The organism is Roseovarius sp. THAF8 (assembly GCF_009363735.1).
In the GTDB taxonomy this organism is placed as follows: Bacteria; Pseudomonadota; Alphaproteobacteria; order Rhodobacterales; family Rhodobacteraceae; genus Roseovarius.
Map to the genome: position 1 here is coordinate 1,459,150 of NZ_CP045410.1, position 24,634 is coordinate 1,483,783.

General features: G+C 65.3%; 21 protein-coding genes and 1 tRNA gene. 10 read left to right on the top strand and 12 right to left on the bottom strand.

The genetic code is table 11. The features are described from left to right. Positions 1 to 102 precede the first annotated feature (102 nt). Genes FIU85_RS07085 through FIU85_RS07095 form a run of 3 tightly spaced genes read right to left on the bottom strand, consistent with a single transcriptional unit; the run spans position 103 to position 2,956 of the window. Complete coding sequence (locus tag FIU85_RS07085; RefSeq protein WP_152496377.1) at positions 103 to 1,110, bottom strand: YcjF family protein; 1,008 nt, start codon at positions 1,108 to 1,110, stop codon at positions 103 to 105. Beyond that, entirely contained in the window at positions 1,107 to 1,532 is a 426-nt protein-coding gene (locus FIU85_RS07090; RefSeq protein ID WP_152491402.1) for an N-acetyltransferase, read from the bottom strand. The genes FIU85_RS07085 and FIU85_RS07090 overlap by 4 nt, the downstream gene beginning before the upstream one ends. Next, on the bottom strand, positions 1,529 to 2,956 hold the full coding sequence (locus FIU85_RS07095; RefSeq protein WP_152496378.1) for a YcjX family protein: 1,428 nt from the start codon (positions 2,954 to 2,956) through the stop codon (positions 1,529 to 1,531). The genes FIU85_RS07090 and FIU85_RS07095 overlap by 4 nt, the downstream gene beginning before the upstream one ends. Before the next feature lie 104 nt (positions 2,957 to 3,060). On the opposite strand from FIU85_RS07095, the gene truA reads away from it, so the two are divergent. From truA to FIU85_RS07110, 3 genes are all read left to right on the top strand, one after another. Then, complete coding sequence (gene truA / locus FIU85_RS07100; RefSeq protein ID WP_152496379.1) at positions 3,061 to 3,828, top strand: tRNA pseudouridine(38-40) synthase TruA; 768 nt, start codon at positions 3,061 to 3,063, stop codon at positions 3,826 to 3,828. 48 nt (positions 3,829 to 3,876) lie between these two features. Next, positions 3,877 to 3,953, top strand: a tRNA-Arg gene (locus FIU85_RS07105). 228 nt (positions 3,954 to 4,181) lie between these two features. After that, on the top strand, positions 4,182 to 5,765 hold the full coding sequence (locus FIU85_RS07110; RefSeq protein ID WP_152496380.1) for an ABC-F family ATP-binding cassette domain-containing protein: 1,584 nt from the start codon (positions 4,182 to 4,184) through the stop codon (positions 5,763 to 5,765). Positions 5,766 to 5,937: 172 nt separating this feature from the next. On the opposite strand, the gene FIU85_RS07115 is transcribed toward FIU85_RS07110, so the two are convergent. The 4 genes from FIU85_RS07115 to FIU85_RS07130 form a co-directional block, all read right to left on the bottom strand. Then, positions 5,938 to 8,136, bottom strand: a complete 2,199-nt coding sequence (locus FIU85_RS07115) for a xanthine dehydrogenase family protein molybdopterin-binding subunit (protein ID WP_152496381.1) — start codon at positions 8,134 to 8,136, stop codon at positions 5,938 to 5,940. A gap of 1 nt (position 8,137) precedes the next feature. Further along, positions 8,138 to 8,596 carry a (2Fe-2S)-binding protein gene (locus FIU85_RS07120; protein WP_152491397.1) on the bottom strand — a complete coding sequence of 153 codons (459 nt, stop codon included), beginning with the start codon at positions 8,594 to 8,596 and terminating at the stop codon, positions 8,138 to 8,140. 162 nt (positions 8,597 to 8,758) lie between these two features. Beyond that, positions 8,759 to 10,012 (bottom strand): FAD-binding oxidoreductase, encoded by a 1,254-nt coding sequence (locus FIU85_RS07125; protein ID WP_152496382.1) that lies wholly within the window; start codon positions 10,010 to 10,012, stop codon positions 8,759 to 8,761. 31 nt (positions 10,013 to 10,043) lie between these two features. After that, positions 10,044 to 10,988 (bottom strand): GlxA family transcriptional regulator, encoded by a 945-nt coding sequence (locus FIU85_RS07130; RefSeq protein WP_152496383.1) that lies wholly within the window; start codon positions 10,986 to 10,988, stop codon positions 10,044 to 10,046. A gap of 75 nt (positions 10,989 to 11,063) precedes the next feature. Here FIU85_RS07130 and FIU85_RS07135 point away from each other — a divergent pair, with 75 nt between their 5' ends. Both FIU85_RS07135 and FIU85_RS07140 read left to right on the top strand, forming a co-directional pair. After that, positions 11,064 to 11,975, top strand: coding sequence for a 3-keto-5-aminohexanoate cleavage protein (locus FIU85_RS07135; protein WP_152496384.1), 912 nt, complete (start codon positions 11,064 to 11,066; stop codon positions 11,973 to 11,975). A 76-nt stretch (positions 11,976 to 12,051) separates the two neighbouring features. After that, positions 12,052 to 12,816 (top strand): SDR family oxidoreductase, encoded by a 765-nt coding sequence (locus FIU85_RS07140; RefSeq protein ID WP_152496385.1) that lies wholly within the window; start codon positions 12,052 to 12,054, stop codon positions 12,814 to 12,816. 9 nt (positions 12,817 to 12,825) lie between these two features. Here the strand turns inward: FIU85_RS07140 and FIU85_RS07145 are convergent, their stop codons facing one another. After that, positions 12,826 to 13,296: a DUF1203 domain-containing protein gene (locus FIU85_RS07145; protein ID WP_152496386.1), complete on the bottom strand. Its 471-nt coding sequence runs from the start codon at positions 13,294 to 13,296 to the stop codon at positions 12,826 to 12,828. Positions 13,297 to 13,375: 79 nt separating this feature from the next. Here FIU85_RS07145 and FIU85_RS07150 point away from each other — a divergent pair, with 79 nt between their 5' ends. The 5 genes from FIU85_RS07150 to FIU85_RS07170 all read left to right on the top strand — a co-directional run bounded on the left by FIU85_RS07150 (position 13,376) and on the right by FIU85_RS07170 (position 19,544). Next, positions 13,376 to 13,909, top strand: coding sequence for a lipocalin family protein (locus tag FIU85_RS07150; protein WP_172978816.1), 534 nt, complete (start codon positions 13,376 to 13,378; stop codon positions 13,907 to 13,909). A gap of 14 nt (positions 13,910 to 13,923) precedes the next feature. Continuing rightward, positions 13,924 to 15,333 carry a carnitine 3-dehydrogenase gene (locus tag FIU85_RS07155; RefSeq protein ID WP_152498201.1) on the top strand — a complete coding sequence of 470 codons (1,410 nt, stop codon included), beginning with the start codon at positions 13,924 to 13,926 and terminating at the stop codon, positions 15,331 to 15,333. A gap of 4 nt (positions 15,334 to 15,337) precedes the next feature. Then, complete coding sequence (locus FIU85_RS07160; RefSeq protein WP_152496388.1) at positions 15,338 to 16,498, top strand: acyl-CoA dehydrogenase family protein; 1,161 nt, start codon at positions 15,338 to 15,340, stop codon at positions 16,496 to 16,498. Positions 16,499 to 16,723: 225 nt separating this feature from the next. Next, positions 16,724 to 18,757: an acetate--CoA ligase family protein gene (locus FIU85_RS07165; protein ID WP_152496389.1), complete on the top strand. Its 2,034-nt coding sequence runs from the start codon at positions 16,724 to 16,726 to the stop codon at positions 18,755 to 18,757. 1 nt (position 18,758) lies between these two features. Beyond that, positions 18,759 to 19,544, top strand: a complete 786-nt coding sequence (locus tag FIU85_RS07170) for a carnitinyl-CoA dehydratase (protein ID WP_152491388.1) — start codon at positions 18,759 to 18,761, stop codon at positions 19,542 to 19,544. A 99-nt stretch (positions 19,545 to 19,643) separates the two neighbouring features. On the opposite strand, the gene FIU85_RS07175 is transcribed toward FIU85_RS07170, so the two are convergent. The 4 genes from FIU85_RS07175 to FIU85_RS07190 form a co-directional block, all read right to left on the bottom strand. After that, positions 19,644 to 21,125, bottom strand: coding sequence for a TRAP transporter large permease (locus FIU85_RS07175; protein WP_152496390.1), 1,482 nt, complete (start codon positions 21,123 to 21,125; stop codon positions 19,644 to 19,646). A gap of 4 nt (positions 21,126 to 21,129) precedes the next feature. Further along, the gene (locus tag FIU85_RS07180; RefSeq protein WP_152496391.1) at positions 21,130 to 21,855 is read right to left on the bottom strand and encodes a TRAP transporter small permease; all 726 of its coding nucleotides are present in this window, start codon (positions 21,853 to 21,855) and stop codon (positions 21,130 to 21,132) included. 134 nt (positions 21,856 to 21,989) lie between these two features. Next, on the bottom strand, positions 21,990 to 22,991 hold the full coding sequence (locus tag FIU85_RS07185; RefSeq protein ID WP_152491385.1) for a DctP family TRAP transporter solute-binding subunit: 1,002 nt from the start codon (positions 22,989 to 22,991) through the stop codon (positions 21,990 to 21,992). Between the two features lie 251 nt (positions 22,992 to 23,242). Next, positions 23,243 to 24,580 (bottom strand): acyltransferase, encoded by a 1,338-nt coding sequence (locus tag FIU85_RS07190; protein WP_152496392.1) that lies wholly within the window; start codon positions 24,578 to 24,580, stop codon positions 23,243 to 23,245. Between the last annotated feature and the right edge of the window lie 54 nt (positions 24,581 to 24,634).

The following is a 24,634-nucleotide window of genomic DNA, read 5'->3' on the forward strand; positions in this document are numbered from 1 at the left end:
CGACCGGACGTTAACGATTTCCCGCTAATTTGGGTAAAGTCTTGAGGCTATAACTGCCTTGAGGCGAAAAAACCGACCCAACGAACGAAAACCATCGCTCGTTTACCCTTTGTTAACCCCGCCGAAGAGGCCAGTCAGCGCCCTTTGCACCATCCGCGTGACCGAGGGCCGCTTGCCCGCCCGGAACGGCAGGGGCCGGCACACCTCCATCGCCGCGACGCCCACCCGCGCGGTCAGCGCGCCATTGACGATCCCCTCGCCGAACCGGCGCGACACCTTGGACAAAAGGCTTCCCCCCGCGACCGAGCCAATCAGGTCGTCGCCCACCGCCACGGCGCCCGTGGCCACAAGATGCGTCATCACCGCACGGGCCAGCCGCCAGCTGCCCAGCGTGCCAGAACGACCGCCATAGATCTCCGCGATGCGCCGGATCATCCGCAGGTTCGACGTCAGCGCCGCGATCACGTCGGCAAAGGCCAGCGGCACTACCGCCGTCACCGTTGCCACCTGTCGTGCGGCGGCCTCGATCTCGCGCGCCGCGGCCCGGTCCAGCGGCGCCAACAGCTCGGTTTCGGCCAGCCCCAGCAGGCTGCCCGCATCCATCTGCTCGGGGCCATAATCCCGCAAACGGTCGCGCCCCCAGCTCGTATCGTCGCGGCCCGAATAAAGCTGCGTCAGGTCCTGCACCACGCCCCGCGCCTGTTTGAGGTCCGCCCCAGCCAGCGCCGCATCCGCCGCCCGGTGCAGCTTGTCGATACGTGCCAGCCGGGAAAACGCCGCCATCTCGCGGATGACGATGATCAGGCAGACAAGGGCAAACGCCGCGATCAGCGCGGTCACGGCGTATCCCAGCACCACGTTCCGCGCCAGCAACGCCATCACGAAATCCCACGCGGCAAAGGAAATCACCGCCCCCAGGATCGACAGCAACAACCCCCAGAACCACCGCGCCAGGCGCGACGGCTTCCTCGCCGCCAGCGTCGCCACGGTCTGCATTGCCCGCCCCTCGGCATGACCTTCCACCACAGGGTCCGGCACCGGCGGCGCCATGTCGGGGCGTGGGTTGTCGCCTTCCTCTTCGATGTCGATCAGAACCGGCCGCTTGCTCATGACTCCACCCTGCGTTCCGGCGGCCAGACCATCAGGATCTCGGGCCGCCCCTCGTCATTTCTCGCACCATCGGCGCGCGTCTTCTCGGCAAAGCCGTGCCGGCAATAGAACCGCCGCCCTCCAGCATTTTCCTCGGCAACCCAAAGGTTTAGCCGATCCCGCTCTCGCTTGGCATCCAGCAACAACAGGCGGCCCACCCCTTTGCCCTGCGCCTTTGGATGCACGTAAAGCGCATGTAGTTCGGGGCCCGTGCAAAGGATGAAACCGGCCAGTCGCGTATCGTCGCGCACCGCCCGGACACAGCCGCGCCGCGTCATCCTGACCATGATTTTCAGGTCATCCCACCAATGCCCGCTTCGATGCTGCCACAAGACGGCCAACAGCCCCGGCACATGCTTCAGACGTGCGTCGAAAGGGGTCATAACCGATCCCCGATCAGAAACTGCGCCGCCCGATCCAGCCGGATATGCGGTGGGCCTTCGCCGCGTTTCAGCGTCAGGCGCGCGGGGGCGAAATTCATCACCTCGTACTCGGCCTCCAACCACGCTTCGGCTCCGTCCCGCGCCGGCCCCAGCAAATGCGCCGGGTCCTCCGGCAAGGCACCGGGATAAAACGCCGCCTGCTTGCCGCGCCCGCCTTCGGGGCCCATCAGCGTGCCGCGCACGCAATCGAGCGTCTGACCGCCATGCTCCCGCGTTTCCTCGGTCGTGGCCCGCAAGGCGGCAATCGCCATACCCGCCGTCTCCGCCCCGGCGAAATCCGCCCGGTTCCGCGCATCCCGCATCAGCGCCTCGATGATCCCCGTAAGGCGCCCATGTTGCGTATGGTGCAAATGGTCGGCCTTGGTGGCCGCGAACAGGATTTTCTCCACCCGCTGCCCGATCAGAAGCCTGGACAGAAAGGCGTTCCGCCCGGGCCTGAACGCCCCAAGGATATCGGCCATCGCGCGGCGCATGTCCTCGACCGCCTGCGGACCGTTGTGAATGGCCCCCAGCGCATCCACCAGCACGACCTGCCGGTCGATCCTCGAGAAATGATCGCGAAAGAAGGGTTTGACGACCTTGGATTTATAGGCCTCGAACCGCCGCTCCATCTCGCGCCACAGCGACCGGCGCGGCGGGCTGTCGGGCATGGGCAACGGCGCGAAGGTCAGCACCGGAGAGCCGGCCAGATCGCCAGGCAACAGGAACCGCCCTGGCGTGCAGTCCGACAGTCCCGCCGCGCGCGCCGCGTTCAAATAGGCGGTGAACGCCTCGGCCAGCGACTGCGCCACAGGCTCCTCCAGCTTGGCCGTGGCATCCACCTCGCGGGCCTTTGCCAGAAAATCCTGCGCCTGCGCACGCGCCGCCAAACGGCCCAGTGTTTCGGCGGACCATTCCGCATAGCTCTTGTCCATCAGACCCAGGTCCAGCAGCCATTCGCCGGGGTAATCCACGATGTCCAGATGCACCGTACGCGGCCCCTGCAACCCGGCCAGCAACCCCGAGGGGCGCACCCGCAGCGACAGGCGCAACTCCGAAACGGTCCTTGTGCTGTCCGGCCAACGCGGCGTCTCGGCGGTCAGCGCGCCCAGGTGTTTTTCATACTCGAACCGGGGCAGCGTGTCGTCGGGCTGCGGCTGCAAATAGGCCGCCGAAATGCGTCCTTCGGCGGCGGCGACAAGCCCCGGCATCCGGCCGCGATCCATCAGGTTGGCCACCAGCGAGGTGATGAACACCGTCTTGCCAGCGCGGCTCAGCCCGGTGACGCCCAGCCGGATCACGGGCTCCATGAACGCGCCAGACAGCGTGTCGCCCACGCGTTCCACCCCGCGCGTCAGCCCATCTGCAATATCCGAAAGCACCAAACTGCCCCTTCTCTTTCCGCTAAAGATAGGCCGCACACCCGGCATGTGCCAGAGGGGAGCGTTGGGGGATTGTTCCCCGCCCCCGGCCACGCTAAGGCCTTTTCATGCCCCGCTATGCATTGAAAGTCGAATATCACGGCGCGCCCTTCGCCGGCTGGCAGCGACAGGCCGATCAGCCTTCAGTACAAGGCGCGATCGAGGAGGCGCTGGCGCGGTTGGAGCCGCGGCCTCACACGATTGCAGCGGCGGGTCGCACCGATGCCGGCGTGCACGGGCTGGCACAGGTCGCGCAATGCGACATGGCCAAGGATTGGGACCCATTCCGCCTGTCCGAGGCGTTGAATTATCACCTGAAACCCCTGCCCGTCGCGATCCTCGACTGTGCGCAGGTCGCCGACGACTGGCACGCGCGCTTTTCCGCCATCGAGCGTCGCTATCTCTTTCGCCTGCTGGTCCGCCGCGCCCCGGCCACCCACGACAAGGGGCTGGTCTGGCGCGTGCAGAACGCTCTGGATGTCGAGGCCATGCGCGAAGGTGCGGCCTATCTAGTAGGCCACCACGATTTCACCACCTTCCGCTCGACCATCTGCCAGGCGAAAAGCCCCGTGAAAACAATGGACGAGATCGCCATCTCGCAGGTCGAAGGCCTCGGCGGGCGCGAGATCCAGTTCCGCCTGCGCGCCAGGTCCTTCCTGCACAACCAGGTGCGCAGCATCGTCGGCACGCTGGAGCGCGTCGGCGCCGGGGCCTGGGCACCGAACCAGGTGAAAGCGGCGCTCGAGGCCCGCGACCGTGCCGCCTGCGGCCCGGTTTGTCCGCCACAAGGCCTCTATCTTACGGGCGTCGGCTATCCCGAGGACCCCTTCGCGTGATTTCGCCTTTGAATTCGCACCCGCGCTTGGGTAAGGCTTTCGTCAAGCGGTCCCGTAGCTCAACTGGATAGAGCAGCTGACTTCTAATCAGCAGGTTCGGGGTTCGAGTCCTCGCGGGATCGCCAAAAGGTTTATCGGAGTTCGCCGTACCGAAAAAAGAGGCGTTGCCGCCGGCCTTTTGCAGTCGAGAACCCGCAGTGGACCCAGTGCGCAATGACCGCTTCGGGCGCGTTCTTGCGAAAGCACGGAGACGCAACTAAGTAGACGTCATCGCCGCATAGGAGATACACTCGACATGGACATGACCATCGCCGCCTTCACCCCTCTGGTTTCGCTGCGAGAAGTCTTGTCCCATGCCTGTATCTGTTTCCCTGTCCGAGCTGTCCTGGTCCACCCCTGACGGTACACCGCTTTTCTCCGACCTCAACCTGACCTTCGGCCCCGAGCGCATTGGCCTTGTGGGACGCAACGGGACTGGTAAAAGCACGCTTCTGCGCCTGATCGCGGGGCATCTGAACCCGGCCACAGGGAAAGTTTGCGTGACCGGGTCCATTGGCATGATGCGGCAGGATGCGATGCATCATTCGGACGACACCATCGCCGATCTATTCGGAGTGCGGGCATCGCTCGACCTGCTCGATCGAGCCGAGGCGGGCGAGGCGACAGCCGATGACCTTGATGAGGCCGACTGGACGCTGCTCGCCCGGATAGACGCCGCGCTTGCCAGTTGCGGTCTGACAGCCGAGCCGCAGACGCGGCTTGCCACGCTTTCCGGCGGAGAGCGCAGCAGGGCCGCCCTTGCTGCGCTGATCCTGGGAAAGCCTGATTTCCTGTTGCTGGACGAGCCGACAAACAACCTCGACCGGGACGGACGCAGGACCGTGATTGACCTTATTCGCGCCTGGAACGGCGGCGCGATCATCGCGAGTCATGATCGTGAGCTATTGGAGGAAATGGACGCCATCGTTGAACTCTCGTCGCTTGGCACGACCAGGTTTGGCGGCAACTACTCCGTTTATCGGGAGCATAAGGATACCGAATTGGAGGCCGCGTCACGTGATCTGGCTTATGCAGAAAAGACCCGCGCAGAGGCCGCACATCGTGCGCAACAAGCGGCCGAGCGCAAGGCCCGCAAGGACAGTGCCGGACGCAACGCGCGGGCGAAGGGCGATCAGCCGAAAATTCTCATGGATGCCGCCAAGGAGCGGGCCGAAGCTTCGGGCGGCGCGGGCGTCCATCTGCGCGAAGCCCGGCGCAATGCGGCCGAAAAAGCACTAGCCATCGCGCGCGAGAAAATAGAGGTTTTGGAGCCCTTGCGCATGGAGATCGCACCGACCGGCCTACCGCACGGAAAGACCGTTCTGCGGCTGGATGCTGTGACAGGCGGACACGATCCAAACCGCCCGGTAATCCGAGATCTGTCTTTGGCCGTCACCGGCCCCGAGCGGATCGTCATCGCCGGGCCGAACGGCTGTGGAAAAACCACGCTTCTCAAGCTTATCATCGGTCAACTCACCCCGCAGTTCGGGCAGGTGGACCGCGCCGTCCCATTCGCAATGCTGGATCAGCATGTTGGCCTGCTCGATCCCGACTTGCCCCTGCGCGAGAACTTTCTGGCGGTGAACCCCGCCGCAACGACGCAGACGGCCCATGCGGCTTTGGCCCGGTTCGGGTTCCGAGCGGATGACGCCCTGCGCCGCGCAGGTGACCTGAGTGGAGGCGAGCGGCTACGCGGTGGTCTGGCATGCGCCCTTGGCGGCACTCCGCCCCCTGCGTTGCTGATCCTGGACGAGCCGACCAATCACCTCGATCTGAGCGGTATCGAAGCCTTGGAAGAGGCAATGGAAACCTACGATGGTGCGGTCATTGCGGTGAGCCACGATGAAGCGTTTCTCAAATCACTCGGAGCCGACAGGGTTGTTCAACTGAAGCAGTGACGTCGCTTCGCCCGCTCTGCGAACATTCTTCGCAACCAGCGCCGGAAAATTTCATCGGGCGCTGGTTGACTGTCATCGGGTTGCCCTGAACGGCTTTCCGCTCTGCGCTGCATCGTTCACTGCAAAGGGCTGGGCGTGGCCGCCCCTTTCCGTACTCTTATGAAAGGTTTCGTCAGGCCAGCCCGTGCTGGGACATCGGCAGGCTGCGCACCCGTTCGCCCGTTGCCTTGTAAACCGCATTGGCCACGGCAGGGCCGATGGGTGGGGTGCCGGGTTCACCGATACCCGTGGGCGCCTCGGTCGAGGGCACGATATGAACCTCCACCCCTGGCATGTCCGAAATGCGTAGCGGCATGTAGTCGGGAAAGTTGAACTGATCCACCTCACCATCGGTCAGCGTGACCTGCTCGCGCAGGATCGACGACAGACCGTACCCCAAGGCGCCCTCGACCTGCGCCACGATGTTGTCGGGGTTGATGGGAACGCCGCAATCCACGCCGCAGGTCACTTTCTCGACCTTTATCGTGCCGTCTTCACGCAGTCGCACATCGGCCACTTCGGCAACGTAGCTGCCAAAGCTCTTGTGCACGGCGATCCCACGATGCGTGCCTTCCGGCCCGGACTCTCCGGCCTTGTCGACCGCGAGTTTCAGCACTTCCGCCAGACGCGCATCTTCGCCCAGGTAAGCCAGTCGGAACTCCACCGGGTCGCGGCCGGCGGCTTCTGCCAGCTCGTCCATCATGGTTTCCATGACATAGGCGGTGTGCGTATGTCCGACCGAGCGCCACCACAGGACCGGCACGCCGACATCCGGGTGATGTACGTCGACCGAAAGGTCGGAAATGGCATAAGGCGTGGGATGAATGCCCTCGATCGTGGTGTCGTCGACGCCGTCCTTGACCATGTATTGCTCGAACGGCGTGCCCTTGGCGATGCTCTGGCTCACGATGCGATGCTCCCAGCCCGAGATGTTGCCGTCGGCATCGAGGCCAGCACGCACCCGGTGCATCGTCATGGGGCGATAGTAGCCGCCCTTGATGTCGTCCTCGCGGGTGTAGACCAGCTTGATGGGCCGCGCGTCATGCCCGGCGTCCAGCCAGGCCTTGCCGATGGTGGCAGCCTCGGCGACCAGGTGCGCGTCCCCCGTGGCACGACGCCCGAACGAGCCGCCGCCCCACTTGGTGTGCACCTGCACCTGCCCCATCTCGAGCCCGAGGACCGAGGCCGCGGTGCCGTGATCCACGGTCTGCAATTGCGAGCCTCCCCAGAACTGCGCAGAACTGCCGTCGAAGAGCACGGTCATGTCCAGCGGCTCCATCGGCGCATGGGCCAGATATGGAAAAACGTAATCCGCCTCCATGACTTTCTCGGCCTGCTCGAGCTTGGCGGCGGCGTCGTCCTTTGGCTCTGCCGGATTTCCGGGCTTGTCCAGAAGCGCGCGGAACTCTTCCATCAGGGCGTCCGTCCCCCGGGTCTCGCCAGAGCCCTCGGTCCATTCCAGCGCCAGCGCGTCCCGCGCTTGCATCGCTTTCCACGTGGAGTCGGCCACCACGACGACGCCTTGCGGAATTTCCAGCACGTCATGCACGCCATCCATCGCTTTTGCGTCGGCCGCATCCATCGAGGCCAGGGTTGCGCCGAACCGCGGCGGGCGCGCCGTGACGGCAACCAGCCCGCCCTCGGGCTGCTGGTCGATCCCGAACATGCCGACACTGCCTTGCGTCTTTTGCGGCACGTCCACGCGGGCAAAGGACTTGCCGATATAGGCCCAATCCTCGGGCGCCTTCAGCGCAACGTCCTCGGGCGGTTGCTGGCTGGCCGCGAGGCTCGCCAGTTCGCCGAAAGTGGCACTGTTTTCACCGGCCGACAGCTTGCCGTCGGAAACGCCGATCTCGGAGGCGTCGACGCCCCATTCGCTCGCAGCCGCATTGACCAGCATCGCCCGGACCGTTGCGCCGGCCTTGCGGTACTGCTCCCAAGAGTTGGGCATGGCGGTGGACCCGCCCGTGCCCTGCACGCCAAACGCGGTGTTGGCATAGACCTCGGGGTTGGACGGCGCGAAATCCGTCGTGATCTGGTCCATCGAGGCATCCAGTTCATCGGCCACCAGCGTGGCAAGACCCGAGGCCGTGCCCTGCCCCATGTCGAGGTGCTTGCTGAGCACCAGCACGGTGTTGTCGGGCATGACATGAACGAAGGGCGTGACCAGCATTTCGCCCTCGGCACCGGACTGGGCCAGACCGCGCACCGGCACGGTGGCCCCCAGCAGAAGGCCACCTGCGGCACCGGCGGACAGGGTCAGGAATCCGCGCCGCGTCGTGGTCAGCGCGCGTGTGGCGGGTATCAGGTCGCGTTTGTCGATCAGTCTCATCTTACGCCTCCATGATTTCTGCGGCCCGGTGAATGGCCTTGCGGATACGGGCATAGGACGCGCAGCGGCACAGGTTGCCATCCATCGCCGTGTCGATGTCTGAGTCGGTGGGATTGGGCGTTTCGGCCAAGAGCGCCGAAGCAGACATGATCTGCCCCGATTGGCAGTAGCCGCATTGCGGCACTTGAAGTTCAACCCATGCTTCCTGGATCGCCTTCGCGGCCTCGCTTTCCACGCCTTCGATCGTGGTGACCGTCGCGCCCTCAAGGTCGCCCAGGTAAGTCTGGCAGGACCGCGTCGGAACGCCATCGACATGCACCGTGCACGCCCCGCAGGAGGCGACACCGCATCCGTACTTGGTGCCCGTCATGTTCAGTTCGTCACGCAGCGCCCAAAGCAGGGGCATATCCGGGCTTGCGTCGATCTGGGTTTCTTTTCCGTTGAGCGTAAATGTCGTCATGTCTGGCTCCTATCCCTGTTGGCAGTCGCTGGAACGTCAAACGGGCGCGAGGACCGCGCCTTGTTGTTACAATCTACGAGTTAGAGCGCATCTTCAAAAGTCGATACGAGCGCATCGGCCCGCACAGAACTGCGTTCAGATTCGCACAGCGCCCGGGGCGGGTCAGCGCGTGAAACGATCCGGCGCGAAGGGGGCAACGTCGATATTCGGGCGCGCGCCCGAGATCATCTGCGCCAACAGTCGGCCTGTCTTGGGTCCGGCGGTCAGCCCCACGTGATCGTGGCCGAAGCCCGTATAGGCCCCGGCAACGCCCGGCACCTCCCCGATCAAGGGAAGCGAGTCCGAGACCGCCGGACGATGGCCCATCCAACGCGTGGTTTCGCGCCATGTCAGCCCCGGCAGCGCCGCTTTCAGGTGACGCATGAACATGCGGTAGGGTGCCTCGGGCGGCGGCGCATCAAACCCGCCATAGCCGACCATTCCGGCCAGCCGGATCCTGCCGTCCATCGGCGTGATCACGAACTTGCCCGGCGCGAACATCAAGGGCGACCGCGGCATCTGCGACGGCTCCCAAAGCTCTATGTGAAACCCGCTTTCGGGATGCAGGGGAACCGCGATACCAAGCGTCTCTGTCAGGGATTTGGACCATGCGCCTGCCGCGACTACGGCGGTGTCCACGGACAGTGTGTCGCCGGCCAGGCGCACCCCCGTGACACGCCCACCGGTGCGTTCTATCGCTTCGACCTCCTCGCGGATCAGCTTCACCCCGAGGCGTTCGGCGGCCTTTGCCAACGCCTTGACGTACGCGCCCGGATCCGAAATGCGCCCGTGGCGCCGTATTCTGGCGGCACACCCGATCGCCTCGCCGTAGATCGGATCGTACGCGCGCAACGCAGTCCGGTCCATTACCGAGAACTCGAATCCCTGCTCCGTGCGGATGTCCCACGTGAAGCGATCCGCATCGAACGCCTTTCGGGTCGCGTAACCATAAAGATAATCGCAAGGTAGGACGTATTTTTCCGCTTCGGTTCCCGCCGCAAGGGCCTGGTGATCGGCCAGGCTGTCGCCGATCAGGGGCAGGATCGCGTCCGCCCGGGTCTTGGCCGCATCCGCCGTCGCGTGGCGCAGGTATTTCATCAGCCAGGGCACAAGTGCGGGCAAGTGCCGCCACCTGATATAAAGCGGTTCGCGTGGATCGAGTGCCATGCGCGGCGCTTTGCCCAAGAGGCCGGGGCCGGGCACCGGCATTGTCCCGGAGCAGGCCAGAAGGCCTGCGTTGCCGTAACTCGTCGCCTCGCCGGGACCGGCCTTGTCGATCAGGATGACGGTATGCCCTTCGCGGGCAAGCCAAAGCGCGGTGGACACCCCCACGATGCCGGCGCCGATCACCGCAACATTACATGTCTTGCCTGTCATCAGCGCAGCTTTAGCCGCGCCTCCTACGCTGTCAATGGGATCGCAGCATTCGCGGCGTGGTGCCATATTGTCGCCGGATGGCACGGGTCATGGAGGACGGCGAGTCGTACCCGCAGCGAATGGCGATTTCGGCAATGCCGAGCGTGCTGTCCTCGATCAGTTTGCGCGCTGCGGCCAAGCGCAGATGTCGATAGACCTTGCCCGGAGACGCCCCCAACCGCGCACGGAATCGGCGGTCAAGCGTCCGGGGCTGGCAGGACAAACGCACCGCAAGCTGTTCTAGGGAAAGTGGTTTTTCGACCGCGTTGCGCATCATCTGCAAGCCGCGGCGCACCAGTGGGTCGACCACCTGCGTGGTCCTTTCCCGCCCCACGGGCGGCTCGCCGTGCAGAAACAGCGCCTCGACATCCAGCCGGACCGCCATGCCGGCATGCTGCGCAATCAAATCCAGGGTCAGGTCGAGCGCAGACATGGCCCCTGCGCAGGTGATCACGTTTCCGTCCCTGAGCACGCGCGCCTGTTCGGCATCGACGGTGAGGAACCGTTCGGTGAAGGCGTCCAGAAGGTCCCAGTGCACCGTTGCCCGGCGTCCATCCAACAACCCCGCAGACGCCAGCAGCCACGGGCCTGCGTCCAATCCCACGACGACGTCGGCGTGGTGAACGGCGTCCCGCAACCGCCTGCGGGTGCGCGGGCTGTCATGCGCCTCGTGACCGTAGCTGGCCACCACGAACAGGTAATCGACCTTTGGCATTGCGGTCACCGAGGCGCGCGCAATCATCTCGATGTCGCTGGAGGACCGCGACGGGCCGCCATCAAGGCTGAGCACCGTCCAGTCGAAGATCGGCTTCGGGCCGACCGTATTGGCGGCGCGCAGAGGCTCGATGCAATTGGCCAGGCACAGGTTCGAGAACCTGTCGAACAGCAGAAACCCGATCCGGGTCGGCTCAAGCGCTGATTTTGTCCATTCCGGCATGATTTTTGTCAATTACTGCAAACTCTGCGACAGAGCCAGCGCGATATGATCTCGTTAACGAAAAGGGAGACCACCATGCCGCTTGCCATGAACCGAGAGGTTTTCATCACCTGTGCCGTGACCGGATCGGGTGGAACGCAGGACAAGAGCCCGCAGGTGCCGCGCAGCCCTCAGCAGATCGCCGAGAGCGCCATCGCGGCGGCGAAAGCGGGTGCGGCGGTGGTGCATTGCCATGTGCGGGATCCCGAGACCGGGGTGCCGTCGCGGGACGTGAAGATGTTCCGCGAAGTGACCGAGCGCATCCGGGACGCGGAGGTCGACGTGGTGCTGAACCTGACCGCGGGGATGGGCGGGGACATGGTGTTCGGCAATGTCGAAAATCCGCTTCCTCTGAAAGAGGACGCGACCGACATGATCGGCGCCACCGAGCGGGTGGCGCATGTGGCCGAATGCCGCCCGGAAATCTGCACCCTGGATTGCGGCACGATGAACTTTGCCGAGGCCGATTACGTCATGACCAACACGCCCGGCATGCTGACGGCGATGGGCCGGATGATGACGGAACTGGGCGTGAAGCCCGAGATCGAAGCCTTCGACACGGGCCATTTGTGGTATGCAAAACAACTTGTTAGCGATGGCGTCCTGGACAGTCCCGCGCTGGTGCAGCTGTGCATGGGCGTGCCGTGGGGCGCGCCGGATGACCTGAATACCTTCATGGCGATGGTCAACAACGTGCCTCAGGACTGGACCTTCAGCGCCTTCGGGCTGGGGCGCAACCAGATGCCCTATGTCGCGGCCTCGGTCCTGGCGGGCGGCCATGTGCGCGTCGGGTTGGAGGACAACCTGATGCTGGACAAGGGCGTGCTGGCCACCAACGAACAGCTTGTCGCGCGGGCGAAAGAGATCATCGAACGGCTGGGCGCCCGCGTGATCGGACCGGAAGACGTGCGCAAGAAGCTGGGCCTGACCAAGCGGGCGCCGGTCTGAAAATGGCTGTCGGTATCGCGTCGGTATCCCAGTTGCATCGCGTCGGTGTCATCTGCGCGTGTCGGGATACCCGTCCATGAGCCGCCGCGTGGTCATCACCGCCGGCGCGTCGGGCATCGGCAAGCGGCTGGCCGAACGGTTTCTGGAGGCGGGCGACCGCATGGCGATCTGCGACGCCGACCCGGTGGCGGTGGCCGCGATGGCCGAGGCCAATCCTTCGATCATAGCGCAACAGGCCGATGTCACCGACGAGGCGCAGATGGACGCTTTCCTGGGTCAGGTCGAAGGCGAATGGGGCGGCGCGGACGTCGTGTGTGCCAATGCCGGGACCGGCGGGCAGGCGGGACTGATCGAGGACCTCGATTATGCCGCGTGGCAGCAGTGCGTGGCGGTCAACCTGCACGGGTCGTTCCTGACCTGCCGCTGGGCCGCGCGGGTGATGCGGGCGCAGGGCTCGGGGCTGATCGTGCTGACGACTTCGACGGCGGGGCAATGGGGCTATCCCTATCGCTCGCCCTATTCCTCGGCCAAGTGGGCGCTGGTGGGGCTGACCAAGACACTGGCTATGGAGCTGGGCCCGGCGGGCGTGCGCGTCAACGCCATCGCCCCCGGAGCCGTGGAAGGCGACCGGATGGACCGGGTCGTGGCCATGGAGGCCGCCGCCAGCGGCAAGACCGAGGACGAAGTGCGCGCGCAATACGTCAAGGGCGTCAGCCTGCGCAGCTGGGTCACGGCGGACGATCTGGCCGACTTGGTGCTGTTTCTCGCCTCGTCGGGCGCGTCCAAGATCTCTGGGCAGGTGATGGCGGTGGACGGCCACACGGAAACGCTGGTGCCATGATCATGCGCCCTATTTGGCCCGCACGACCCGGCACAGGAAGCAATTGTTCGACGCGCTGCGGAGGTCGACGAACGCGATCTTCGGGTTCTCCAGCAAGCGCGCCGCGTAGGTTCGGATCTGCGGCGTCGCGGTTACCTGACCCGTGCCCGGGCATATGCGCTCGTCAGATGTGTAGCCCCGGACGATATAGGTCGGCGCCGTCAGCATCGGCGGCAATGTGTCTGCCAGTGAGGCCGCGTCGCAATCGTCTGCACATAGAAAGATCGGCCCGGTTTCCGTATAGGGGTTCAATCCCTGGAACGGGCGCCATGCCAGAACGAGATAGCGCTTCCCGTCCGGGACGGTTCGCAGGCAATGGCGGCATGGGGTTCCCGTGCCGTCGGATACCAGCGCTTCGATGGGCTGGTCGTGGATATCGCGCAGGGTTCCGCGCAGGTGCCGCACCTGATCGGTCGGCAGAGGTTGAAACTGTATGCTCATCATGTGTCTCCTTTACCCGGGACAGTCTTGCCGTGTTCGACGGCCCGGACGATCCGGATATTGCGGAAAGGAGAACGCGATGCTGAAACACGTGATCGGAGCAGGCATGGGCTTGCTGATGCTGGCGGGCTGCGGCGGCGGGCCCACCTCGCGCGAGGGATCGTTTCGCGACACGGGGCAGCCGCTGTCGGTCACGACGCGCGGCAACGGGATGCAGGACATGGGCGGGCCGTGGTTCGTGCGGGGGTATTTCCCCGGCGACGGCGGTTTGGCGATGGTGACGCTGCTGCCCGATCTGCGCGGTCAGGAGGCGGTGGAGTTCCGCAACGAGGCTTGCCTGCTGTCCGGCGACTGCGAAACGGACACCGAGATATGGATGGCAAAGCCGCTGGGGCAGAATCGTTGGCAACTGAACCGCGAGGGCGAAGCGCCGCGGCAGATGTGGGTCGTCTGGGTGGACGACGATTTCCGCACGGCGGCGATCGGGACGCCTGACGGCAGCTATGGCTGGATCCTCGACCGTCGCCCCGAAGGCGGTGCGGACCGGCTGCGGGCGGCGGCGGAAATTCTGAATTTCAACGGCTATGACACCTCGCGGATCAAGGTGAGATGACGAAGGGAACGACGATGACGAAACGGGCGGCAATCATCGGTGGCGGCGTGATCGGCGGCGGCTGGGCCGCGCGGTTCCTGCTGAACGGCTGGGATGTGCGGGTGTTCGACCCCGACCCGCAAGCCGAGCGCAAGGTGGGCGAGGTTCTGGAAAATGCGCGGGGTGCGTTGCCGATGCTCTATGACTGCGCCCTGCCCGCCGAGGGGAAGCTGAGTTTTCACGGCTCGATTGCCGAGGCGGTCGACGGCGCGGACTGGATCCAGGAAAGCGTGAGCGAGCGGCTGGACCTCAAGCACAAGGTCTTTGCCGAGATCCAGGCCGCAGCACCGGGCGTGCCCATTGGCTCCTCGACCAGTGGGTTCAAGCCGTCGGAATTGCAGCAAGATGCGACCGACCCGTCGACGATCATGGTCACGCACCCGTTCAACCCGGTCTACCTGCTGCCGCTGATCGAGGTGGTGCCGTCCGAGGCCACATCGCCCGAGATGGTCGAGGTGGCCAAGGCGACGCTGACCCAGGTGGGGCTCTATCCCCTGCATGTGCGCAAGGAGATCGACGCGCATATCGCGGACCGCTTCCTCGAGGCTGTCTGGCGCGAGGCGCTGTGGCTGGTCAAGGACGGCATCGCCACCACCGAGGAGATCGACAACGCCATCCGCTACGGCTTTGGCCTGCGTTGGGGGCAGATGGGCCTGTTTGAGACCTACCGCGTGGCCGGCGGCGAGGCCGGGATGCGGCATTTCATGGCGCAGTTCGGTCCGGCGCTGAGCTGGCCCTGGACCAAGCTGATGGATGTGCCGGAGTTCACGCCCGAGTTGGTGGACCTGATCGCGGACCAGTCGGACGCGCAGTCGGGGCACCTGTCGATCCGCGAGCTGGAGCGCAAGCGCGACCGCAACCTGATTGCCATGATGCGGGCGCTGAAACAGCAGGGCACCGCTTCGGGCAAGCTGGTCGGTCAGCATCAAAGGACGCTGATGCATCCGCCGCAGGACGCCCGGCCGATGATCACGCAGGACCGGATGGTGCCGGTCGACTGGACCGACATGAACGGGCATATGAACGAGGGCCGCTACGGGCAGGTTTTCAGCGATGCGGCAGAGGGCGTGATGGCGTATGTGGGCGCGGACGAGACCTATGTTTCGGAGCGGCAGCTGAGCTATTTCACGGTGGAGACGACGATCAAGTACCTGGCCGAAACGCGGGCCGGGGAAGAGATTGTCGTGGAAAGCCGGGTGACCGAGGGCGGCGGCAAGAAACTGCGCTGTCTTCACGAGATGAGGCGCAAGAGCGACGGCGAGGTGATGGCGACCTGCGACCAGCTGATGCTGCATGTGAGCCTGGAGACCCGGCGCACCTGCGCGCCGCCAGAGGATGTGGCAGAGAAGGTGGCGGCGCTGGCCGCCCTGCACGCGGAGGAGTGAGACCATGCATTTCGGATTGACCGACGAGCAGGAGATGATCGTCTCGACGGTGCGCAGTTTCGTCGAGAAGGAGATCTATCCGCACGAGGAACTTGTCGAACGGACCGGCGAGGTGCCGGACGAGGTGGCGCAAGAGATCAAGCGCAAATGCATGGATCTCGGGTTTTACGCCTGCAACTTTCCCGAAGAGGTGGGCGGCGCGGGCCTCGGCCACGTGGATTTCGCGCTGGTCGAGCGGGAATTGGGGCGCGGGTCGATGGCGCTGACGCATTTCTTCGGCCGGCCGCAGAATATCCTGATGGCCTGCGAGGGCGAGCAGCGTGAGCGGTACCTCATGCCCGCCGTGCGGGGCGAGCGGATGGATGCGCTGGCGATGACCGAGCCCGATGCCGGGTCGGATGTGCGCGGAATGAAGTGCTTCGCCAAACGTGACGGCGGCGACTGGGTGGTGAACGGCACCAAGCATTTCATCTCGGGCGCGGATCATGCCGATTTCATCATCGTCTTCATCGCCACGGGCGAGGACGACACGCCGAAAGGACCCAAGAAGCGCATCACCGCCTTCCTAGTGGATCGCGGTACGAAGGGATTTACCATCCGCGACGGCTACAAGTCGGTCAGCCACCGGGGCTACAAGAACATGGTGCTGGAATTCGACGATTGCCGGCTGCCCGACGCGCAGGTGCTGGGCGACGTCGACGGCGGATTCGCGGTAATGAACGAATGGCTCTACGCCACGCGGATCACCGTGGCGACGATGAGCGTGGGACGGGCGCGCCGGGCCTTTGATTACGCATTGAACTACGCCGCCGAGCGCAAACAGTTCGGCCAGCAGATCGGCAAGTTCCAGGGCGTGAGCTTTCAGATCGCGGACATGGTCACCGAAATCGACGCCGCCGACTGGCTGACGCTGGCCGCGGCATGGCGGCTGGATCAGGGCCTGCCGGCGAACCGCGAGATCGCCTCGGCCAAGCTCTTTGCCAGCGAGATGCTGGCCCGCGTGACCGACGCCACCTTGCAGATCTTCGGCGGCATGGGCCTGATGGACGACTTCCCTGTCGAGCGGTTCTGGCGCGACGCACGGGTCGAGCGGATCTGGGACGGGACGTCCGAGATCCAGCGCCACATCATCAGCCGCGAGCTTCTGCGGCCGCTGGGGGCATAAGAGACGAATGCCTTCGGCGAGGATATTTGTGGCCAGAGGAAAAGGGGGGAGCCGGGAAAGCCCCCCCCGGGAAAAGGCGCGGCCTCTTCCCCTGGCGCGGTCATCGGCGTCCCCGCCTGTACCGCATGGCAAGCATTGCAGGGCGTGGTTAACAAACCGTTTCTTCCTCTGGCAGGAAATATCCCCGCCGGAGGCAATAAACTCTTCGGCGCAAGGATCCGCCCCATGCGCGACCTGAGCCGCCTCATTCAGCCGAAGTCGATTGCGGTGATCGGCGGCGGGGCCTGGTGCACCAGTGTCGTCGAGCAGTGCCGGAAGATGGCATTTCCCGGCCCGGTCTGGCCGGTCCATCCGGCGAAGGCGGAAATCGCGGGCCTGCCTGCCTGCGCCCGGCTGGATGATTTGCCCGCGCCACCGGATGCCGTCTTCATCGGGGTGAACCGACACGCCACGGTCGATGTCGTCCGCCAACTGCGCGAGATGGGCGCGGGCGGTGCGGTCTGTTTCGCAAGTGGCTTCAGCGAGGCGCAGGCGGAAACCGGCGACGGGGCCGACCTTCAGGCGACGTTGCTGGAGGCCGCGGGCGAGATGCCGCTCCTGGGACCCAACTGCTATGGTTTCATCAACTACCTAGACGGCGCGCTCTTGTGGCCGGATCAGCATGGTGGTGCGCGGGTCGAAAGCGGCGTGGCGGTGCTGACGCAAAGCTCCAACATGGCGATCAACATCTCGATGCAGTCGCGCGGCCTGCCGCTGGCCTATGTGACCACCGCCGGGAACCAGGCGCAGACCGGGTTGGCGGAGCTGGGCCACACGCTGTTGCAGGACCCGCGGGTGACCGTGCTGGCGCTGCACATCGAAGGGATCGGCGACGTGCCCGCCTTCGAGCGGCTGGTGCAAACGGCCCGGGACCTGGGCAAGCCCGTGGTCGCCCTGAAGGCCGGCAAGTCGGCGCGGGCGCAGGCGGCGGCGGTCTCGCACACGGCCTCGCTCGCCGGCAGCGACGCCGGAGCGCGCGCGCTTTTGCGGCGGCTGGGCGTGGCGCAGGTCGACAGCCTGCCCGCCTTGCTGGAGACGGCGAAGCTGTTGCACTACGCAGGCCCGTTGTCCGGTGTCTCTCTGGCCTCCCTGTCCTGTTCGGGGGGCGAGGCCAGCCTGATGGCGGACAGCGCCGAGGACCGGAAGGTTGCGTTTCCCGACCTGACCCTGACGCAACGCGACCGCCTGCGCGAGACTCTCGGCCCCATGGTCGCACTGGCCAACCCGCTGGACTATCACACGTTCATCTGGAACGACGCCGGTCGCATGGCGCAGGTCTTTGCCATCATGCAGGAGGGCGCGGCGGACCTGACCTGTGTGATCATAGACTTTCCGCGCACGGATCGATGCGACCCCGGCGCCTGGAACTGCGTGTTCGAGGCCGGGGCGGCGGCAGTGGCCGAGACCGGCAGACCATTGGTGCTGGTGTCCACCCTGCCCGAGCTGCTGCCCGAGGCGATGGCCGCGCGCGCCACGGCGGGCGGCATGATCCCGATGCAGGGACTGGACGATTTTCTGACCGCTGTCGAGGCGGCGGCCTTCATTGGCCGGTGCGGCCCGCTGCCTGCGCCGGTGGTGCAGGGAGACCGGCCGAAACGCGCAAGAGTGCTGGCGGAGGCCGAGGCGAAGCGCGCGCTGGCCGCCGCGGGCCTCGACGTTCCGCGGGCGATGGTCGCGGACACGGTCGACGAGGCCGTGGCGGCGGCCAAGGAGATCGGCTTTCCCGTGGTGTTGAAGGGCATGGGCGTCGCGCACAAGACCGAGGCCGGACTGGTGGCGCTTGGTCTGCGGGACGCGCTGGAAGTCGAGGAAGCGGCCAAGGGCATGGCCTGCGACGGCTTTCTGCTGGAGGAGATGATCGGCGACGGCGTGGCCGAGCTGTTGCTCGGCGTCGTCCGGGACCCGGCGCATGGGTTCGTGCTGACGCTGGGGGCCGGCGGGACGCTGACGGAAATCCTGCGGGACACGGTGTCGCTTATCCTGCCCGTGACGGAAGACGAGGTGTTCGGGTCGCTCGACAGCTTGCGCATCGCCCCCGTGCTTGCAGGGTATCGCGGCAGGCCCGGCACGGACCGCGCCACCATTGCACGCGCCGTTCTGGCGGTGCAGGACTATGTCGGCGCCGAACGCGACCGGCTGGAGGAAATCGAGATCAACCCGCTGATCTGCACGATCGAAAGGGCCGTGGCGGCGGATGCACTGATCCGGAAAGGAGACTGACATGACGGACAACCCGGTTAAGACCGAGACTCGCGGCCATGTGCTGGAAGTGACGCTGGACCGGCCCAAGGCCAACGCGATCGACCTGGCGACCAGCCGGATCATGGGCGACGTGTTCAAGGACTTCCGCGACGATCCGGAGCTGCGGGTGGCGCTGATCACCGGCGCGGGCGACAAGTTCTTCTGCCCGGGCTGGGACCTGAAGGCCGCGGCCGGGGGCGACGCCGTGGATGACAACTACGGCGTCGGCGGCTTTGGGGGCCTGCAGGAAATGCGGGCGATGAACAAGCCGATCATCGCCGCCGTCAACGGCATCTGCTGCGGCGGCGGCCTGGAATGGGCGCTGAGCGCGGACATCATCCTGGCCGCCGATCATGCGCAGTTCGCCCTGCCCGAGATCCGGTCGGGAACGGTGGCCGATGCGGCCAGCGTGAAGCTGCCCAAGCGCATCCCCTATCATATCGCGATGGAGATGCTGCTGACCGGACGCTGGATCGACGCCGAGGAAGCGGCGCGGTGGGGGTTGATCAACCAGATCCATCCCGGCGATCAGCTGATGGCCAAGGCGCGGGAGATGGCCGACCTGCTGGCGAGCGGGCCGCCGCTGGTTTACGCCGCGATCAAGGAGATCGTGCGCGAGGCCGAGGCGATGACGTTCCAGGATGCGATGAACCGGATCACGCGGCGGCAATTCGAGAGCGTCGACGTGCTGTATGACTCCGAGGACCAGCTGGAAGGCGCCAAGGCCTTTGCCGAAAAGCGCGACCCGGTGTGGAAAGGGCGCTGAGGGCGGTCGAAGGCGGCTGAAAATTCGGAGGATTTTCTGGCCACATTCTTCTGCGAAGAATGTGCTGGCGCCCGACGTGCCAGCCGCGCGCCTGTGGCGTCAGTTGGTTATGATCTCCGGCCCCATGAAGGTGGTGGGCAGGTAGGTCGATATCCACGGGATGTAGGTCACCATGATCAGGAAGACGAACAGCACGGCGAGGAACGGCAGGGCCGCGCGCACCACGTTCATCATCGGCATCCCGGCCACGCCCGAGGTGACGAAGAGGTTCAGGCCGACGGGCGGCGTGATCATCCCGATTTCCATGTTCACCACCATGATGATGCCAAGGTGAATGGGGTCGATCCCGAGTTCGATGGCGATGGGGAACACCAGCGGCGCCACGATGACCAGGAGGCCCGATGGCTCCATGAACTGGCCGCCGATCAGCAGGATCACGTTGACCATCACCAGGAACATCACCGGGCCGAGGCCCGCGGCCAACATGCTTTCGGCGATGGCCTGGGGGATCTGTTCGTCGGTCAGAACGTGCTTCAGCAGAAGCGCGTTGGCGATGATGAACATCAGCGTGATCGTCAGTTTCGCGCCCTCGAAGACGGTATTGACCGTGTCGCGGTGCCAGAAGGCCGTGACCAGCGCCCAGGGCTTTTGCAGCAGGGTCGCGGGGCGCGGAGCCTCGGCGGCGTTGACGCTGCGCTCGCCCATGGCGCCGGTGTAGGTTTCTTCTTCGGAGGGCGCCGCGAGGGGGCCCATGTCTCGGTAGATGAAACAGGCCACGAAGAAGGCGTAGACGGCGGCGACAGCGGCGGCCTCGGTCGGGGTGAAGGCGCCGGGTTGCCAGTAGATCAGGCTGCCCTCACCGGTGAGGTTGACCCATGGATGGCCATAGATGCCGCCCATGATGATCCCGATCAGCAATAGACCCCAGAAAGCGTCGCGGAAGCTGTCGAGGATTTCGCCCCAGCCTTTCCACTCGCCCGCGGGCATGTTGCGGATCCGGGCCATGATGTAGATCGTGACCATCAGCATCGTTCCGGCCAGCAGGCCGGGGATGACGCCCGCGAGGAACATGCGGCCCACCGAGACGTCGGTGGCCGAGGCGTAGACGACCATCACGATGGAGGGCGGGATAAGGATGCCGAGCGTGCCGGCGTTGCAGATGACGCCGGCGGCGAAATCCTTGGTGTAGCCCACCTGCCGCATGGCGGCGATCACGATGGTGCCGATGGCGACCACAGTGGCGGGCGAAGAGCCCGAGAGCGCGGCGAAGATCATGCAGGCCAGAACGCCCGCGATGGCCAGACCGCCCTTCAGATGCCCGACGCAGGCGATGGAGAAACGGATGATCCGCTTGGCCACGCCGCCCGTGGACATGAAACTGGAGGCGAGGATGAAGAACGGGATGGCCAGCAGCGTGTAATGTTCGGCCATCGCGTCATAGAGCGACTTGGCCACCGCGCCGATGGAGGTGTTCGAGAACATCAGCTGGAACACGATCGAGGAGAACCCGAGCGAGACCGCGATCGGCACGCCGATCAGCAGCAGGCCGATGATCATGATGAAGAGAAATGCGACTTCCATGGTCCTAGCCCCTGTTCACGGCTTCGCCGCGGGCGAGCTTGTCGGCGGCGGTTTCCACCGCGTCCTCGGCCTCGTGGCTGGTGATGATGCGCTGGCGGGTGCCGCGGATGACGCCCAGGGTCGCCTGAACCACGCGGAAGAGGAGCAGTGCGGCGCCGATGGGCAGGATGAGGTAGGGAATGACGCGCGGGAGGTAATCGTATTCCTCGACCACGCGGGTGTCGCCATCCATGTACCAGTTGAACGTGTTCTCGAGGAACTCCTTGCCGAAGGGGATCGGCACAGGGCGGACCACGGCATAGCCCTGGGCGCGCGCCTCGTCAAAGCCGGTGGGGAACCAGCGGCCCGAGGTCGGATTGAGGTTGGAGAACGGCGCCCAGAAATCGTAGGCGCCCTTGAGCAGAAGAAAGGCATAGGCCACGCAGACGAGACAGGCGATGATCGCCATGCCCCGCTTGAGTCCGCCGCCGACCATGTTGACGATGGCATCCACACCCAGGTGGGCGGTGACCTTGAACCCGTAGGAAATGCCGAAGAGAACCAGCCAGGCGAAGAGGATTTCCACCACTTCCTGCCCCCAGAGCAGGCTTTCGGAGAAACCGTAGCGCAACACGACGTTGGCGAAGGTGATCAGGGTCATCGCGCCCAGGATCAGGGCGATGAAGATTTCCTCGGCGCGATGGACGACGCGTCCGACCGGGCCCGATGGTGTGTATCCGCTCACGCTCATGGCGTTTCCCTCCGGATCATGTGGGGTAAGGCCGGTGCAGGGTCCGGCGACACGGGTGGTGCCGCCGGTATCCGGCGCTGCGGGCACGGTCGGGCCTCAGGGAAGCCGCCGCCGCGCGCCCGCCTTGCCCTGCGTCAGCTGCCGCTGTTGTGCGACTGGGCCGCGTCGATGTTGTCCTGGCCCACATCCTCGACGAACTGGTCCCAGACCGGGCGCATCGCATCGACCCAGGCCTGACGCTGGTCGGCGCTCAGCTCGCGTACCTCGCCGCCGGCGTCGATGATCGCCTGGCGGTTTTCCTGGTTCACGCTGTAGCTTTCGGCGTTCCGGGTCTCGGTCACTTCACCCACGATGGTCATGAACTGGTCCCGCACGTCGGGTTCCAGCGAGTCGAGCCAGTCGCTCGAGGTCACCAGCAGGTAGTCGATGATGCCGTGGTTGGTCTCGGTTATGCCGTCCTGCACCTCGAAGAACTTCTGGCCATAGATGTTGGACCAGGTGTTTTCCTGACCGTCGACCACGCCGGTTTGCAGCGCGCCGTAAACCTCGGAGAAGGCCATCGGCTGCGGCGAGGCGCCGAGCGCTTCCATCTGCGCGACCAGAACGTCGGAGGTCTGCACGCGGAACTTCAGGCCCTTGGCGTCTTCCGGCGTTTCCAGCGGAACGTTGGCCGAGAACTGCTTCATGCCGTTATGCCAGAAGCCCAGCCCCTGCAGGCCGCGGCGCTGCATGGAATCGAGCATGTCCTGACCCGCCTCGGAGGCCTGGAAGCTGTCCACGGCGTCGATGTTCTTGAACATGAAGGGCAGGTCGAAAATGCGGAAGACCTTGGTGAAGTTCTCGAATTTCGACAGCGACGGCGCGGCCAGCTGAACGTCGCCCTGCAGCATCGCCTCGAGCACCTGGTCATCGTTGTAGAGCGTGGAGTTGGGAAACACCTCCATGCACATCTTGCCGTCCATTTCCTCGTTGATGCGCTCTTGCAGCAGCGAGGCGGCGATGCCCTTGGGGTGTTTGTCGGTGTTGGTGACGTGGCTGAACTTGACGACGATTTCGCCATCGTCACAGGCGGCGCTCACGGCGCCGGCGGACACGGTCAGTGCGAGTGCCGCGGTTGCGGCAGACAGGAATTTCATGGTCTCTCCTCCCAAATTCGAGACTGGTTTCGATACCGTCACGGTATTGCGGGGCAAAGAATGGCGAATGGGGGAAATGCCTCAAGATGATTCGGGGGACGATCAGCCGAATCAAAATATATCGAACGCTATCAGTGCATTAAGGCTTTCGAATCGCTGTGAGCCGCGTCACCCGCGAAAGGTCTGTGCGGATTCCCGCACGCGCCTCGCCTCTGCTGTGCGGATTTTCGCACAATTCGGTGAAGCGGCGTTCAGACCGCCCTGCCGGGCCAGCGCCGCGTCGCCACCAGGACACCGAGGACGACAAGCCCCACGGCCAGCCAGTTGACGCCGGTGATATTGTCCGCGCCAAGCCCGACCATGGCCATGACGACAAGCCCGGCGCAGGTCATCAGGGCGCCCAGCATGGCGAGGATCGGACCGGGCCGACCGGCGGGTTTGGTGCGGCTGCCGGCCTCGAACCGCACGAAGACCAGGACGAGAGGCAACAGAACGACGCTGAAGAGCGCCAGCCAGACGGGCCGCATGGCCCACCAAGCGCTGCTGCCCGGCGGCTCTTGCAGGCCGACGCCGCCAAGCATTACGGCGACGCCCACGACGATGATCAGTGCCGTCATGTGCCAAAGGTAGATCGACATGATCATCTGGTTGAAAAGGATGACCAACGCCCAGGGCCGAGTGCGCTGCAGCCATGCCTGCGCGAGGTCGGTGAAAAGCAGGATCGCGCCGATCTGCATGGCCCCCACGGCCAGCATCGCGGTGGTGGGCGGGCGCGTGTTGGACATCTCGGCGCCCGGCACGCTGACCATGGCGACGGGGTATCCGAACTGCACGATCAGCACGTAGAGCCAGGCGACGCCCAAGACGATAATGCCCAGCGCCCATGTCTTGGGCCGCGCGGCGCGGCGCCACCAGTACCCAAGCTGATGCACCGCCAGCCAGACGAAGCCGTAGTTGGCCCAGCGCAGCCAGCCCTGATCGAGACCGAAGGCGATGGCGTCCACGGCGACGGCACCGAGGACCAGCAGGAGGACCGACAGGACACCGATGCGATCCCAAAGCGCGACGGTGACCGGCACGGCCATGGTGATGACGATGTAGACGGCCAGAAACCAGACCGGCACCAATGCAGCCTGCGAGGCAAAACCGATCAGCTCGGGCGAGACGCCCATGGCGCGCGCGATCACTCCGCCCGCGGCCCAGGCCAGAACCACGGGAACGGTCGGTTTCAGAAGACGCGACAGGCGCGTGGCGGCCCAGGCGCGCTTCTTTTCCGGGTCCTTCTGGGCGGAGTCCCATGACAGGCTGTTGGAAAAACCGCCGACGAAGAAGAAGACCGGCATCACCTGGAAGAGCCAGGTGGCGTAATGGGTCCAGCGTTGTTCGGCCAACAGGATCACCAGCGTCACCTCGCCGTCGCGCATGACGGCGGCGACAAGCAGCCAATGACCGAGGATCACGAAACTGATCGCGATGGCCCGGTAAAGATCGACGGCGCGGTTGCGGGTGTCGGGCGTGCGCTCGGCGGCCCAGCGGGCGGCGGCCATCAGGCCCTTGGGCATCCTGTCGGGGGGTGTCGGGGTGGTCATGGGGTCTGCCTGCTCTGCCGTCTTTCGCCCGCGATCTGGTGCAGCGTGGCGTGT

Bases quoted from the DNA above. Each gene is read 5' to 3' on its own strand.
- FIU85_RS07125 (WP_152496382.1), bottom strand. From the start codon at position 10,012: ATGACAGGCAAGACATGTAATGTTGCGGTGATCGGCGCCGGCATCGTG.
- FIU85_RS07180 (WP_152496391.1), bottom strand. From the start codon at position 21,855: ATGAGCGTGAGCGGATACACACCATCGGGCCCGGTCGGACGCGTCGTC.
- FIU85_RS07135 (WP_152496384.1), top strand. From the start codon at position 11,064: ATGCCGCTTGCCATGAACCGAGAGGTTTTCATCACCTGTGCCGTGACC.
- FIU85_RS07190 (WP_152496392.1), bottom strand. From the start codon at position 24,580: ATGACCACCCCGACACCCCCCGACAGGATGCCCAAGGGCCTGATGGCC.
- FIU85_RS07170 (WP_152491388.1), top strand. From the start codon at position 18,759: ATGACGGACAACCCGGTTAAGACCGAGACTCGCGGCCATGTGCTGGAA.
- FIU85_RS07175 (WP_152496390.1), bottom strand. From the start codon at position 21,125: ATGGAAGTCGCATTTCTCTTCATCATGATCATCGGCCTGCTGCTGATC.
- FIU85_RS07145 (WP_152496386.1), bottom strand. From the start codon at position 13,296: ATGAGCATACAGTTTCAACCTCTGCCGACCGATCAGGTGCGGCACCTG.
- FIU85_RS07165 (WP_152496389.1), top strand. From the start codon at position 16,724: ATGCGCGACCTGAGCCGCCTCATTCAGCCGAAGTCGATTGCGGTGATC.
- truA (WP_152496379.1), top strand. From the start codon at position 3,061: ATGCCCCGCTATGCATTGAAAGTCGAATATCACGGCGCGCCCTTCGCC.
- FIU85_RS07150 (WP_172978816.1), top strand. From the start codon at position 13,376: ATGCTGAAACACGTGATCGGAGCAGGCATGGGCTTGCTGATGCTGGCG.
- FIU85_RS07185 (WP_152491385.1), bottom strand. From the start codon at position 22,991: ATGAAATTCCTGTCTGCCGCAACCGCGGCACTCGCACTGACCGTGTCC.
- FIU85_RS07090 (WP_152491402.1), bottom strand. From the start codon at position 1,532: ATGACCCCTTTCGACGCACGTCTGAAGCATGTGCCGGGGCTGTTGGCC.
- FIU85_RS07110 (WP_152496380.1), top strand. From the start codon at position 4,182: ATGCCTGTATCTGTTTCCCTGTCCGAGCTGTCCTGGTCCACCCCTGAC.
- FIU85_RS07130 (WP_152496383.1), bottom strand. From the start codon at position 10,988: ATGCCGGAATGGACAAAATCAGCGCTTGAGCCGACCCGGATCGGGTTT.
- FIU85_RS07140 (WP_152496385.1), top strand. From the start codon at position 12,052: ATGAGCCGCCGCGTGGTCATCACCGCCGGCGCGTCGGGCATCGGCAAG.
- FIU85_RS07085 (WP_152496377.1), bottom strand. From the start codon at position 1,110: ATGAGCAAGCGGCCGGTTCTGATCGACATCGAAGAGGAAGGCGACAAC.
- FIU85_RS07155 (WP_152498201.1), top strand. From the start codon at position 13,924: ATGACGAAACGGGCGGCAATCATCGGTGGCGGCGTGATCGGCGGCGGC.
- FIU85_RS07115 (WP_152496381.1), bottom strand. From the start codon at position 8,136: ATGAGACTGATCGACAAACGCGACCTGATACCCGCCACACGCGCGCTG.
- FIU85_RS07160 (WP_152496388.1), top strand. From the start codon at position 15,338: ATGCATTTCGGATTGACCGACGAGCAGGAGATGATCGTCTCGACGGTG.
- FIU85_RS07120 (WP_152491397.1), bottom strand. From the start codon at position 8,596: ATGACGACATTTACGCTCAACGGAAAAGAAACCCAGATCGACGCAAGC.